The organism is Paenibacillus sp. FSL R5-0713 (assembly GCF_037973325.1).
Taxonomy (GTDB): domain Bacteria; phylum Bacillota; class Bacilli; order Paenibacillales; family Paenibacillaceae; genus Paenibacillus.
This window is the reverse complement of sequence record NZ_CP150229.1, coordinates 4,099,373-4,112,750: the sequence shown is the minus strand read 5'-3', so window position 1 is coordinate 4,112,750 and position 13,378 is coordinate 4,099,373. Positions and strand designations below refer to the sequence as shown.

Below are 13,378 nucleotides of genomic sequence, written 5' to 3'. Positions count from 1 at the left end.
TCGTGAAAGAAATTGTATTCATACCAAAAAAGGGTCCTGCACTTTTGATAACAGGGCCCTTTTTGCGTAAACAACGGTTTAATGGTGAAATCCCTAGAAATCTTTCAAACGTCAAATACCTCATATAATTCCTCGTGATTAACTTCTACCGAATCATCTTGACGCAGTTCCTAATTCTGCTGCATCTGCTCTAGTTGACTTAATTGACGAATTTCCTTCAAACATTGCTTGTATTTTCGTTCTGCACCATTTGATGCTAAGCTACTTGTAAATCAGGTATTCTGAAGAACTAACAATAAATGGATTATATCCAAGTCATTCAGAGACTACCATTTTGGGATAGAGTCGAATAGGCCTGAATACTTTTATAAAAAGGAACGATGTCTATGGATGCAGGTATGAGCCGTAGCAAAAAACTGGGTGAGTTTTTGAAATCACGTAGAAGCCGCATTCAACCGGAACAAGTTGGATTGTCAGGATCTTATGGACAGCGAAGAACACCGGGACTAAGGCGGGAAGAAGTAGCGGTATTGGCTGGTGTCAGCGCAACGTACTACACGTGGCTTGAACAAGGTAGGGAGTTGGCAGCTTCACGAGAAGTAATACAAAGCATAGCGAACGCGCTCCGGTTAACCCCGGAAGAGAAGATTCATCTGTTTGACTTATGGGACCCGAATGCGGAACATGAATTCCTTGCATCGTATTCACAACTGGACCCAGGTTGGCAGAGTATTATTAGTCAGTTGACTCATCCTTCCTTTATTACCAATGAACGCTCTGAGGTGCTTGCCTGGAATGAAGCAGCGGATACGAACCTCTTTAAGTTCTCGTCGATGAATATGAATGAGCGTCTATTGATGCGGATTTTATTCTTGGATGAAACGTTGAAGGAGCGCATGCACAATTGGGATGAATTCGCACGGCACTCGGTAGCTGTCTTTCGTACGTATTATGATAAGTATCCGAGTGACCCCGGATTTGGCAGCATCGTGAAACAACTGAGTGAAGAAAGTGTGGACTTCCGAACGATCTGGAACCTGCACCAAGTCGAATTAAAACAAGTCAATCGTGTTCTGCTTGAAACGACGGAACGGGCAGATGGTGTTGTACATGCGTACGATATCTTTTCCATGAATAATCTGAACAGCCAATCGGGCATTCATTGTTGTATTTACGTCCCTGTTGTTATGTAGAAGGTTGACTAGACTAGTAATTTCTTTACTAGCATACACGGAGTGTGGTTGGTGTCTCGGTATTAAAATAGAATGAACTTAAGCTCACTCGTAGCTATTTATCGTTTCTATTTTAAGATGAAAAGAGGAAGCCACATGCTCAAGACAAGAACGTTAGGCAAAGACAAATTACGTATATCTGGGCTCGGCCTGGGTGTGATGATGATGCCGGATAATGACGAATCGGTACATACCATTCAGGGTGCACTGGACGCAGGAGTCACCATGTTTGATACGGCGGATCTGTACGGAGAGTATGAAAAACAGCGATTTGGAGGAAATGAAAAACTGCTTGGTCGTGCGCTTCAAGGTCGAAGATCCGACGTTGTTGTTGCCACCAAATTCGGTATTACGCACACGCAGGGCCCCAAGGGAGATCCGGCCTACATTAAAAAGTCAGTAGATGCGAGTCTCTACAACCTGGGAATGGATTATATTGATCTATATTATCAACATCGTCCTGATCCGAACACCCCCATTGAAGAGACGGTAGGCACACTTGCCGATCTGGTTCAACAGGGAAAGATTCGATATATTGGTTTGTCCGAGGCGCCAGTAGAGATCATTCGGCGTGCACATGCTGTTCATCCGATCACAGCGTTGCAGACGGAATATTCATTGTGGAGTCGGGAACTTGAGGATGAGATTATGCCTGTCCTGCATGAGTTTAACATCGGCTTGGTTCCATACAGCCCATTGGGACGTGGCTTCCTGACTGGTCAGATCCGATCTATAGACGATTTGGCGGAAGATGATTATCGTCGTCACTATCCGCGTTTCCAAGGTGAGAACTTTCAGAAAAATCTGGAGGTTGTTGGATTGATCCAAGAGATGGCTAAGCAAAAAGGATGCACCGTTTCTCAACTTGTTCTGGCCTGGTTACTTGGAAAGGGAGAGCATATCGTTCCGATCCCGGGGACTCGCAACCTGGAAAGAGTTCACGAAAACTTAGGCGCGTTAGAAGTTTCGCTTACGGATGATGAGATGAAGCAGATTGATCGCATATCACCCCAAGGCATCGCAGCTGGAGGCAGATTCCCTGGCCAAGTCTAACTCTTTAAGACATGATTCATGAAACCTGCAGTTTCGGATGAAAAGAATGTATAACAAGTCAACGGTATTATCTTTCTACTCTCCGGCATACAGTACAACAATGAGATGTATGCTCAAGGAGGAGAAATGATCGTATGATGAATCCGATTTTGCAAGCCCCAAATGCTCCACTAGCTGCCGATTCCAATGCGGTTGTCAATTATCAGAGGGATTCACGCAACTATGTAACCCAGTTGTTTGGAGAACAGCTGCAGACCATTGCCAATGGTTTCTTCAACGTGTACTTAAGCAAAGGAATTATTGTACAGCCACACTGGCACACCAATGTCACAGAGATGGTTGTAGTTATCAGCGGTGAAATTACAGCGTCAGTCTTTAATCCGTTTACGCGTGAACGATTGACATATCGCCTGAAACCAGGTCAAGTTGTGGTATTTCCGAAAGGTTGGTTTCACTGGTTTGTCGCTGAGACAGATGATGTATATGTATTAACGATCTTTGATCAACCAACCCCTGATATTGTGTTTGGAGCGGATTTCTTGGCAGCTACACCACCGGAGGTGGCTCACCGCGCGTACTGCTTGGATGAAGAGGCGTATGCCAGAGCCGTTGCGTCCATTAAAAATGATGCCATTCTGGGCCCTCCAATAGGATGTGATACGGAGGTTTCTGATCAATCGACTTCACCTTCCAAGACTTCAGTGTCACCATCCGATAAGCAGAAGTCTTAATTCAAAATTCCTTATTCATCATTATATAAGTACAGAGCCTGTAACTGGGGAATAACAGTTGCAGGCTTTTTGATGTGCCGATGTAATCATTATTATCGTATGAAGTCCATGGAGGGGGTAGCATTATATTAGAAAAAAATTCAAAATACCTGAGTCAGTGCCTTGCGTTCTCTGTTAGTATAGTATGAATATCCAATAAAAACGGAGGACTCCTTAATGAACATGTCAGAGATGGAAACACTTGAAACTGCAATGAGTTATGCACCTATTTTGATGTTTGACAGAGCAGAGCCCTTTTATCCTGATTTTGTTGGTATTTCTGTGTTGCTTCAATCCGGGCCTTCACCATCGTTCAGAAGGGAAATTGCGTTTCCAAGCGAGGTCGTTCAATACGTGATTGAATATGCAATTTGGTGGGATTATGAGATTGGACATCTGTACGAAATGGAGCATGTATGGATATATGTGGGTCATAACGGAGAGGTAGTAGACTGTGAAGCGAGCTTTCATGGTAAGGTTCTGCGCGGATTATTGAAGGAACGGGTTAATATGGTTGGGCATCATGTATGTCTGTACTCGCAGCCCGGCAAACATGCTTTCTCACCGCTTCCGGTTGTATTTGAGTTATTGCCTAACCTGTATAGTGCAGCGGGTTCAGATGCTGGATGTGATGGGCTGCTTGTGAATGAGTTGTTTCAAGGTTATTTTGAAACGAATGAACAGATCGATGCTCAGGTGGAGCGTTATCTAAAGACCAAAGCGTTCGTTCCTACCATGGAGTTTGAAGAATATATATTAAGACCGGAGATGTTCATGACGTGGGAGAACCTGTTTGGTATTATTCCGCATAGGATTAAAGACCGCTTAGTGGAACTGGAACAACTATATAACACATGAAAATTAGTTTTAAATGGGTTATATGTTAAATTAAAGTGTCTTTTTTTGCTTCAAACCAAACTTTGTTTGACTCGGGTTTGGTTTTTTTGTGGGAAATTGGACTCATTATATGTGAGTATTTAATAGACTTAAGTCTTGTAATTTGGAAGTGGAATGTTTTGATACATATATTTTTTTACAAGAAATATGTATGTGTTAGACGTAAGAACTATATAGTTTCTTATGTAAATTTAAGAATACCATATTACATGAAAATTTGTATGTAGATGTATATGCAAGTTGATGCTAATTGTTTTGTTATGCGTAGATATGTAATGTTAAAAAACAATTATATAGGTAAAAAGTATATAAATGATAAAAAAGTAGATTCTTTATATCTGAAATAAAAATTCATAATAACGCAAATTCATATAAATAAAAATCTTCTATTCAGTTTTATTATATTTATGTCGAAATAAATCGTAAGTTGTCTGGAGCGCGACCAAGAGAAGGGTTTGCCAAGCGTTATATACATAACTGGACACTACGATGCCTAGGAGGAGATTACATGAAGTGGTTTGGAAACTTGAAAACAGCAACAAAGATTATCTCGGCATTTTTAATTGTGTCGATAATCCTCGCGTCACTTGGCGTCTACTCGGTAGTAACATTGAGAAGTACGAATGAACGAATGCAAGAGATGTATAACAATAATCTGATTTCGGTTAGAGAACTGTCCTCAGCTCAGGTTGATTATCAGAGATTGCGAGTTAACGTGCGAGATTTGAATTTTGAAACTGTAGCAGCAGAACAGACCAGAGTTACGGAAAATATGGCTACAATTCGTCAATCCATGGAGGAGCGAATTGCTACGTATCGTCCTCTTGCTACTACCCCGGAAGAAACGGAATTGCTTCGTAAGTTAGATACCCAGTATGACAGTTATATGAAACTATTTGATCAAGGCGTCACTATGGCGTTATCTAATGATGATGCAGCTTTCATTACATTCCTCAAATCAACATTGAAACCTCCGGGTGATGAGGTGGTAAAAACACTCTCTGATTTGGTAAACCTTAATGTAACCCTGGCAGAGCAGGCAAACACGAAGTCCGAAGAAGCCTATACAACTTCTTTTGCAGTAACCATTATTCTTGTGATTCTGTCTGTACTCTTCAGTATCCTCATTGGTTACATGATCTCTCGCTCGATTTCAAAACCACTCATGTCCATGTTGGTTCTGGCTAAGGAAGTCGCCGGGGGAAATCTGACACTTAAGTCAGACATCTCTAGTAAAGATGAAGTGGGTCAACTGGCAGCAGCACTGAATCGTATGGTCGACAACCTGAAAGAGTTAATCAACAATATCGTGTTGAACTCCCAAAGTGTTGCTGCTTCTTCGGAACAGATCTCAGCCAGCACACAGGAAATAGCAAGTACCAGCACAAGCCAATCCAGCGAGGCAGGAAACATCTCCGAATTGTTCAAGGAGCTCTCACTTGCCATTAACTCTGTTGCTGCTAGTGCGGAAGAAGCTGCTGAATTGTCCAATGATACTGTGAAGACTGCCCGTGAAGGTGGGCTTGTTGTACAGACTTCTCTGGAAGGCATGCAAGCTGTTAATACGAAAATGACCAAGCTTGAAGATGATTCCCGTAAGATTGGCGACATCATTGAAGTGATTGACGATATTGCTGAGCAGACCAACCTGCTTGCGCTGAATGCAGCAATTGAAGCGGCACGTGCGGGAGAACAAGGACGAGGATTCGCCGTAGTAGCAGATGAAGTCCGGAAGCTTGCAGAACGAAGCGGCGAGGCGACGAAAGAAATTACAGCCATTATCAAAGCGATGCAGGAAAATACGAGACAGAGTGTGCAGGCAGTAGCAGCCAGTGTTGAGCAGTCTTCCATGACTGGACAGGCGTTTGATCAGATCATTGATATGGTCAATAACTCCTCCCAGAAAGTAAACGAAATTGCAGCTGCATGTGAGGAAGAGGCGGCGCAAGCGGCAGAAGTAATGAGTTCTGTTGAAGCCATCTCGGCTTCAAGTGAAGAATCCGCGGCTGCATCAGAAGAGACTGCGGCAACCTGTCAGTCTTTGGCACAACTGGCGGAAGAGCTGGCGAAATCTGCGGCTGCCTTCAAAACCCATTAAAACAAATTGAATTGAGGGTGAATCGATGTCTTCACTTCAGAAAGAACAATATATTGAGCTGTCTGTAGGTTCAGAGACTTGCGCCATTCGAATCGAAGAGATTCACGAGATTATTAAAATGCTAAGCATTACGGATATCCCATTTAGCCGTCCGGAGATTAAAGGGGTAGTTAATCTGCGGGGCAAGGTTGTATGTGTGATGAGTCTGCGCAACCTGCTGGGTATGACGGATGAACCGGATACCAGAACAACACGAATTATCGTAGTTCGGTATCAGGATGAATATATTGGCCTGATTGTGGATCGAGTGAACAAGGTAACCACATATTCGGAAATACATCCACCAACCGGGGGTTACGGTCGTAACCGTGAAGACTTTTTCCATGGCGTGGGTCAACAGGAAGACAAGCTTGTGGGCATTTTGAAACTGGACGAAATATTGGGCGGTTAGGGAGGTATATACGAATGATGGATTTGTCTGCCTACCGTGACATCTTTATCGAAGAACTGAATGATCAACTGGAACGGATGGATCAGTCTTTGCTGGCGTTGGAGCTTTCGCCTTCTGTTGAACTGGTTCAAACGCTGTTCCGGGCAGCGCATACCATCAAGGGATCGGCATCGACAATGGATTTTCGTGAATTAAGCGACCTCACTCATGAGGTGGAGTATGCCCTTGAATGGGTTCGGGAGAAAAAACCGGAGATGACTTCCGAGTTAATTGATACGTTATTCCGCTCTTTAGACGCCATGAAGGTGCTTCGTGATCAGTATATCCGTGGAGAAGCCTATGCAGACTTTCGAGCGGTCGTACGAGAAATTAAGGATCTAATTCAAACCCCGGCAGTAGTTGGGAAACTTGCAGCACCTCAATTGCAACCAGCGGAGGCAAATGTTGCACAGGTTGCTGTTGAGTCAGGAAAGCACCTGTTATCCATTCACATTGTGCTTGAGCATAAGTGTATGATGAAGGCGGCCAGATATCATATTTTGCGCCAACGCATTGAAGACATATGTGGGACGGTTGTTACAACTTCTCTCATGGAGATCCAGCCGGGCGCGCAGAATGAAGATGATCATTACAGTCAGTTCATCATCATCACGGCAACTTCGAAGGACTCTCAGCAGCTTGAGACAGAATTGTCTACAGACTCGGATATTCATACGCTGGAGATTCATCCATATATGCTGGAATCCAATGACGTTGCAGCGGCTTCTGCACAACCTGAATTAATGAATGAACCAGAGCAGACAAAACCAAGCTTGCCTACCGTGGCTACATCTGGCCCGGAAGAGAAAGCGAAAGCTGCTCAACCTACAGTTCGTGTGAGTGTTGAACGTCTGGATCATTTGATGAATTTGGTCGGTGAACTGTTAATTGATCAGACATCCCTTGCAGATCTGAGTGCGTCGGGTGCGCGTAAGGAGTCTTCTTCACTGATTCAGAGTATTAGTGGTGTATCCGATCATATGGGCAGCGTTATCAAGGAGCTCCAAGACGGTGTGATGAAGACCCGGATGTTACCCATTGATCAACTGTTCAGTCGCTTCCCGAGGTTGGTTCGGGACCTTTCGCAGAAGCTGGGTAAAGATCTGGAATTGGTTATTCAAGGTGGAGAGACTGAGCTTGACCGGATGATTATTGAAGAATTGAGTGACCCACTGATCCATCTCATTCGCAATAGTGCAGATCATGGTATTGAAAGCGCAGAGGTTCGTGGAGAGTCGGGCAAGCCGTCCAAGGGACGTATTACCTTAACATCATTCCATGAAGAGAATCATGTTGTCATCCGGTATTCGGATGATGGCAAAGGTATTGATGGGGATAAGATCAAGGCTTCCGCCTTGAGCAAAGGCATTATTAGTGAGGAACAGGCTGCACGCCTATCAACACAGGAGGCTGTACATCTCATATTTGAGCCCGGTTTCTCCACAGCTTCTTCTGTAAGTGAAGTATCAGGTCGCGGCGTTGGAATGGACATTGTGCGCAGCCAGATCGGGCGACTGAACGGCATCATTGATATTGATACGGAGGTTGGTGTGGGTACTACGTTTACAATTCGTCTACCGCTCACTTTGGCGATTATTAAAGGTCTGTTAGTCAAAGTATCGGGGCGTGTTCTGATCGTGCCGATGTACAACGTGTCCGAGATTGTTCGGATTTCACCTGAAGATATTCAGATGATCCAGGGGCAACAGGCGATCCTGAACCATGGACGCATTGTACCCTTTCACCGCCTGTGTGATAAATTGAACTATCCACGAACGGAACGCAAATCCAAAACCATTCCTCTGGTGATTGTGCGCTCTGTCGATAAAATTGCAGCTTACGCAGTAGATGAGATCATAGGAAATCAGGAAGTCGTTATTAAGACACTTGGTACGTATCTGGGCGCGATGAACCATCTTTCTGGCGCAACGATCCTTGGGAATGGTAAGGTTGCCCTTATATTGGACGCGTCCTATCTGGTCAGTCACTAATCGTTAGATAAACTAAAAATTATGCAGGCCAAAGAGCCTCATCATCCATAACGGGATGGTGGGGCTCTTCGTTGTGCTTTTTGACATGGTAACTAATCAGGACTGGAAAATAAGATCCATAAAGCGGTTGGCAGCCAAAGAAATCGGCATATTGCGCTTGGTCATAATCCCCACATGGGAAGGGGGGAGTGGAACATCAAGCTGAATCTCGAAGAGGGAGCCTTCCTCCAGCTCTTTAGAGATGAATTCTCGTGTCACATAGGAAATACCCAGTCCTCGACGCGCAAACTCAATCAACAGATCAACGCTACCGACCTCAATCTCAGGCTTCAACGTGTAATTATAGCTGTTAAACAACTCGGTTATAGCCATACGAACCCGGCTGTTCCGGGAGAAGAGGATCAGTTGATGCTCTAGGAGCATCTCAAGTGTCATGACTTTACCCTTCAGCTGAGCATAGCGTTCTCCGGCTACAAAACAGTCTTTCAACTGAATGCTTTCTCTGACTTCGAGCTGCGGATCAACAATGGGCATCCGAACAACACCGAGATCGATCTTGCCTTCTTTTAGAAAAGTGATGACTTCCGGCGTGGTTCCATGACTCAGATGTAGCTTGATGTTAGGATACAGGGTGTGGAATTCCTCCAGATACGCCAGCATGTAATGCTTGAACAGGGAGTCGCTGCCACCAATCCGGAGTTCACCATTGTCCAGATTCTTCAGTGCGGCCATTTTTTCTTCCGCAAGCGAGATCAGAATCTGGGATTGTTCAATATAGGAGTACAGACTGGCACCTTCCTGTGTCAAGGCTACACCCTTGGAGTTCCGATAAAACAGGGTAAGACCAAAGCTCTCTTCCAATTGCTTAATGGCATGACTGACGCTGGGTTGAGTGATATACAGTGCTTTCGCAGCCTGTGTCAAACTTCCCGTTTTGGCCGCCCAATAAAAGACTTTATATAGTTCATAATTTGTTGTCATAGATGTTGTCTATAGCTCCTGTGAAATATATTAATTACTTGTATGGCTATAAAACGTATTATAGTGTAACTACAACAAAGAAACCAGAGTTACTTGGAAGGAGAACGGTGAGATGGAACCAACTACCATTGTTTTATTTGGTGCTACTGGCGATTTAGCCAAAAGAAAAATATATCCTGCCTTATATAACTTATATCTTGAGCAGAAGCTTCCTGAAACCTTCTCATTGATTGGTCTGGGGCGTAGAGAGTGGTCTGATGAATTCTTTCAGGCACAAGTGGAAAAATCATTAAATGAATTTTCCAGACGCCAGGCTGATCCTGAAGTTGTGAAGTCATTTGTGAAAGCTTTTCGCTACAGTGTATTGAATATAAGCCATAAGGAAGATTATATAAAGCTGTTGGGATTAGTTGAACAAAGAGAAGCTGAACTTGGCATTCCGTCCAATCGCTTGTTTTATCTCTCGGTTGGTCCGGAATTCTTCGAACCGATTGCCGAGAACATTCAACAAAGTGGGCTGGGTTCCACAGAGGGCTGGAAGCGTCTCGTCATTGAGAAACCATTTGGTCACGATCTGCCGTCGGCCCGAGACCTCAATCGCAAATTAAGCGAATCGTTCACGGAGGAAGAGATTTATCGGATTGACCACTATTTGGGCAAACCGATGGTACAGCGCCTGGAGACGTTACATCAGAGTAACCCAATCATGAAGGCGTTATGGAACAACCGTTACATCTCCAATGTGCAAATTACGGCTAATGAGACTGTAGGTGTCGAAGAACGTGCATCCTATTATGATCATGTAGGTGCAGTACGAGACATGTTTCAGAATCATATGCTGCAATTGCTTATGATGATGGCGATTCAGCTTCCATACAACAGTTCTTCCGAAAAAGTTGGATTGAAGAAAAAGCACATCATGGAATCGATCCAGCCGCTACAAAAGCAAACCGTGGGCGCAAGCATCATTCGTGGGCAGTATGCAGAAGGCAACATTCAAGGTCAACCAGTCAATGCGTATACTGCTGAACCGGGTGTAGCGGAGAATACGATGAATGACACATTCATTGCTGCCAAATTGCAAATCGATGATTTCTTCTGGCGCGGTGTTCCGTTTTACATTCGTACGGGTAAAAGAATGAAGGAGAAATCAACACGTATCGTGATTGAATTCAAAGAACCGTCAGGACAGACGAATGTGCTGAAAAACAAAGGATCCAAGCCAAACCTGCTCGTCATTGAGATGAGTCCAGATCAGAGCATGACATTGCAACTGAATGCAAGTGATCCAGAGAATAAAGGTGAATTCAAACCGGTTCATATCGATCTTTCTCCGGATAAAGGTGACCTTGCGGAAGCTTACGAGAATCTGATTCGTGATGCTTTGCTGGGAGATCCAACTTTCTTTGCCCACTGGGATGAAGTAGAATTGTCATGGGCATGGGTGCAACCCATTCTGGATGCATTCCAGGAAAATCTGCTGCCACTTCACCTGTATCCTGCAGGAAGCTATGGACCAGCTGAATCAGACGCTATGCTTGAAGAAGATGGTCACCACTGGTGGTTTGATGAGCCGGCGGATCAGGAGTCTGTAGTTACAAATAGCATGCCCTTGGCGGTTAATGCGAATCTCTAAACCATAATAAAAAATATATCTGGAGGTAATTAAATCATGAAATTTTTTATCGATACAGCTAACGTGGAAGACATCCAAAAAGCATACAAAATCGGTGTATTGTCTGGTGTAACAACAAACCCATCTTTGGTAGCCAAAGAAGGCGTGAAATTCGAAGATCGTATTGAAGAAATCTTGCGTTTGGTACCTGAAGTGGAGTCCGTATCTGCGGAAGTGACACCAGATGCCCTTACTGCTGAAGATATGATTGCACAAGCAAACGAATTGATCAAAATAAACAATAGCGACAAAAATATTACGATCAAATTGCCAATGACACTTGCAGGACTTGAAGCTTGCCGTTACTTGACCAAAAAAGGCGTGAAAACCAACGTAACGTTGATCTTCACTGTGAACCAGGCGCTTCTGGCTGCTCGTGCTGGTGCGACATATGTATCTCCATTCCTGGGACGTCTTGATGATATCTCTGAGGATGGCGTACAATTGGTTACCAAAATTGCTGAGTTGTTCCGTACACATAACCTGGATGCACAGATTATTGCGGCTTCCGTAAGACATCCGGATCATGTTACACGTGTAGCAATGGCGGGAGCACATATCGCGACTGTTCCATTCTCCGTTATTGAACAAATCTCCAAACACCCACTGACAGATCAAGGTATGGACAAATTTGCAGCGGACTGGAAAAAAACAGTACAATAATCACTGAACATTTATTCGTTTCAACTTACAATAGAATTATATAAATCATGGAGCATTGGGAGGACATAATGAGTAAACAACAGATCGGTGTTATTGGATTGGCAGTAATGGGTAAAAACCTGGCTTTGAATATTGAAAGTAAAGGGTTCTCGGTATCGGTATTTAACCGTTCCCCTGAGAAAACCCATGATCTTCTGAAAGAAGCAGAAGGTAAAAACCTGACTGGTGCGTTCACTATTGAAGAATTCGTGGAATCCCTGGAGTCTCCGCGTAAAATTTTGATTATGGTACAAGCAGGTAAAGCAACAGATGCAACGATTGAACAACTGCTTCCTCATCTGGATCAAGGCGACATTATTATTGATGGAGGTAATGCTTACTTCCCTGATACACAACGTCGCAGTAAAGAGCTGGAAGAAAAAGGTTTCCGCTTCATCGGAGCAGGTGTATCCGGTGGTGAAGAAGGCGCACTGAAAGGCCCGGCAATCATGCCAGGCGGTCAGGAAAGTGCTTATCAATTGGTAGAACCGATCCTTACAGCAATCTCCGCCAAAGTGGGCGATGATGCTTGTAGCACATATATCGGACCAGATGGTGCCGGACACTATGTAAAAATGGTGCATAATGGTATCGAGTACGGAGATATGCAGTTGATTGGTGAAGCGTACCACTTGCTCAAATCCGTATTGAACGTTTCCGTTGAAGAATTGCATGAAATCTTCACAGAGTGGAATCAAGGGGAGCTGGACAGCTACCTGATCGAAATCACGGCAGACATCTTCTCCAAATACGATCCAGAAACCGGCAAACCGATGGTTGACGTTATTCTTGACGCTGCTGGACAAAAAGGAACTGGTAAATGGACGAGCCAAAGCGCGCTGGATCTCGGCGTCCCATTGTCCATGATTACAGAATCCGTATTCTCCCGTTTCCTGTCTGCGATGAAAGACGAGCGTGTAGCAGCAAGCAAAATCCTCAGTGGACCAGCAACTGAAGCATTCTCTGGCGATAAAAAAGCGTTCATCGAGAACGTTCGTAAAGCATTGTTTGCAAGTAAAATCGTATCTTACGCACAAGGATTTGCACAAATGCGTGCAGCTTCCGACGAGTATGGCTGGGATCTGAAATACGGCAACATTGCCATGATCTTCCGCGGTGGATGTATCATCCGTTCGCAGTTCCTGCAAAACATCAAAGAAGCATATGACAAAGATGCAGCTCTGAAAAACCTGCTGCTTGATCCATATTTCCAAAACATCGTTGAGTCTTATCAAGGTGCATGGCGTGAAGTTATAGCAGCTGCTGTAAAACAAGGTATTCCGGTACCAGGCTTCTCCAGCGCTCTTTCTTACTACGACAGCTACCGTACAGAGCGTTTGCCAGCAAACTTGCTGCAAGCACAACGTGACTACTTCGGTGCTCACACGTTCAAACGTGTGGACAAAGAAGGTTCATTCCACTTCCAATGGATGGACACCAACGAGTAATATTCGTTTCAAACATATAGCATTCTTGCAGTCGGTCATGA

At 44.2% G+C, this 13,378-nt stretch carries 11 protein-coding genes; 10 read left to right on the top strand and 1 reads right to left on the bottom strand.

Annotation, left to right across the window (positions count from 1 at the left end):
- The first annotated feature begins 398 nt into the window (after positions 1 to 398).
- The 7 genes from MKZ12_RS18200 (at position 399) to MKZ12_RS18170 (ending at position 8,531) form a co-directional block, all read left to right on the top strand.
- Complete coding sequence (locus tag MKZ12_RS18200) at positions 399 to 1,193, top strand: helix-turn-helix transcriptional regulator (RefSeq protein ID WP_339255991.1); 795 nt, start codon at positions 399 to 401, stop codon at positions 1,191 to 1,193.
- A gap of 135 nt (positions 1,194 to 1,328) precedes the next feature.
- Positions 1,329 to 2,285, top strand: coding sequence for an aldo/keto reductase (locus MKZ12_RS18195; protein WP_339255989.1), 957 nt, complete (start codon positions 1,329 to 1,331; stop codon positions 2,283 to 2,285).
- Positions 2,286 to 2,419: 134 nt separating this feature from the next.
- A complete protein-coding gene (locus tag MKZ12_RS18190) occupies positions 2,420 to 3,016 on the top strand; it encodes a cupin domain-containing protein (RefSeq protein ID WP_339255987.1) in 597 nt (198 codons plus the stop codon).
- Between the two features lie 216 nt (positions 3,017 to 3,232).
- Entirely contained in the window at positions 3,233 to 3,913 is a 681-nt protein-coding gene (locus tag MKZ12_RS18185; protein WP_339255985.1) for a hypothetical protein, read from the top strand.
- Between the two features lie 547 nt (positions 3,914 to 4,460).
- Complete coding sequence (locus MKZ12_RS18180; protein WP_339255983.1) at positions 4,461 to 6,050, top strand: methyl-accepting chemotaxis protein; 1,590 nt, start codon at positions 4,461 to 4,463, stop codon at positions 6,048 to 6,050.
- 25 nt (positions 6,051 to 6,075) lie between these two features.
- A complete protein-coding gene (locus tag MKZ12_RS18175; protein WP_339234855.1) occupies positions 6,076 to 6,501 on the top strand; it encodes a chemotaxis protein CheW in 426 nt (141 codons plus the stop codon).
- A 14-nt stretch (positions 6,502 to 6,515) separates the two neighbouring features.
- A complete protein-coding gene (locus MKZ12_RS18170) occupies positions 6,516 to 8,531 on the top strand; it encodes a chemotaxis protein CheA (protein ID WP_339255981.1) in 2,016 nt (671 codons plus the stop codon).
- Positions 8,532 to 8,627: 96 nt separating this feature from the next.
- Here the strand turns inward: MKZ12_RS18170 and MKZ12_RS18165 are convergent, their stop codons facing one another.
- Positions 8,628 to 9,512, bottom strand: coding sequence for a LysR family transcriptional regulator (locus tag MKZ12_RS18165; RefSeq protein WP_253438181.1), 885 nt, complete (start codon positions 9,510 to 9,512; stop codon positions 8,628 to 8,630).
- 112 nt (positions 9,513 to 9,624) lie between these two features.
- On the opposite strand from MKZ12_RS18165, the gene zwf reads away from it, so the two are divergent.
- From zwf to gndA, 3 genes are all read left to right on the top strand, one after another.
- The gene (gene zwf / locus MKZ12_RS18160; protein ID WP_339255979.1) at positions 9,625 to 11,148 is read left to right on the top strand and encodes a glucose-6-phosphate dehydrogenase; all 1,524 of its coding nucleotides are present in this window, start codon (positions 9,625 to 9,627) and stop codon (positions 11,146 to 11,148) included.
- Positions 11,149 to 11,184: 36 nt separating this feature from the next.
- On the top strand, positions 11,185 to 11,850 hold the full coding sequence (gene fsa / locus MKZ12_RS18155; protein WP_091020607.1) for a fructose-6-phosphate aldolase: 666 nt from the start codon (positions 11,185 to 11,187) through the stop codon (positions 11,848 to 11,850).
- Between the two features lie 68 nt (positions 11,851 to 11,918).
- Positions 11,919 to 13,337: an NADP-dependent phosphogluconate dehydrogenase gene (gndA, locus tag MKZ12_RS18150; RefSeq protein ID WP_339255977.1), complete on the top strand. Its 1,419-nt coding sequence runs from the start codon at positions 11,919 to 11,921 to the stop codon at positions 13,335 to 13,337.
- Positions 13,338 to 13,378 lie beyond the last annotated feature (41 nt).

What these genes read in the sequence shown, in the direction of transcription:
- MKZ12_RS18200 (WP_339255991.1), top strand. Translation starts at nt 399, where the DNA reads ATGAGCCGTAGCAAAAAACTGGGTGAGTTTTTGAAATCACGTAGAAGC.
- MKZ12_RS18195 (WP_339255989.1), top strand. Translation starts at nt 1,329, where the DNA reads ATGCTCAAGACAAGAACGTTAGGCAAAGACAAATTACGTATATCTGGG.
- MKZ12_RS18190 (WP_339255987.1), top strand. Translation starts at nt 2,420, where the DNA reads ATGATGAATCCGATTTTGCAAGCCCCAAATGCTCCACTAGCTGCCGAT.
- MKZ12_RS18185 (WP_339255985.1), top strand. Translation starts at nt 3,233, where the DNA reads ATGAACATGTCAGAGATGGAAACACTTGAAACTGCAATGAGTTATGCA.
- MKZ12_RS18180 (WP_339255983.1), top strand. Translation starts at nt 4,461, where the DNA reads ATGAAGTGGTTTGGAAACTTGAAAACAGCAACAAAGATTATCTCGGCA.
- MKZ12_RS18175 (WP_339234855.1), top strand. Translation starts at nt 6,076, where the DNA reads ATGTCTTCACTTCAGAAAGAACAATATATTGAGCTGTCTGTAGGTTCA.
- MKZ12_RS18170 (WP_339255981.1), top strand. Translation starts at nt 6,516, where the DNA reads ATGATGGATTTGTCTGCCTACCGTGACATCTTTATCGAAGAACTGAAT.
- MKZ12_RS18165 (WP_253438181.1), bottom strand. Translation starts at nt 9,512, where the DNA reads ATGACAACAAATTATGAACTATATAAAGTCTTTTATTGGGCGGCCAAA.
- zwf (WP_339255979.1), top strand. Translation starts at nt 9,625, where the DNA reads ATGGAACCAACTACCATTGTTTTATTTGGTGCTACTGGCGATTTAGCC.
- fsa (WP_091020607.1), top strand. Translation starts at nt 11,185, where the DNA reads ATGAAATTTTTTATCGATACAGCTAACGTGGAAGACATCCAAAAAGCA.
- gndA (WP_339255977.1), top strand. Translation starts at nt 11,919, where the DNA reads ATGAGTAAACAACAGATCGGTGTTATTGGATTGGCAGTAATGGGTAAA.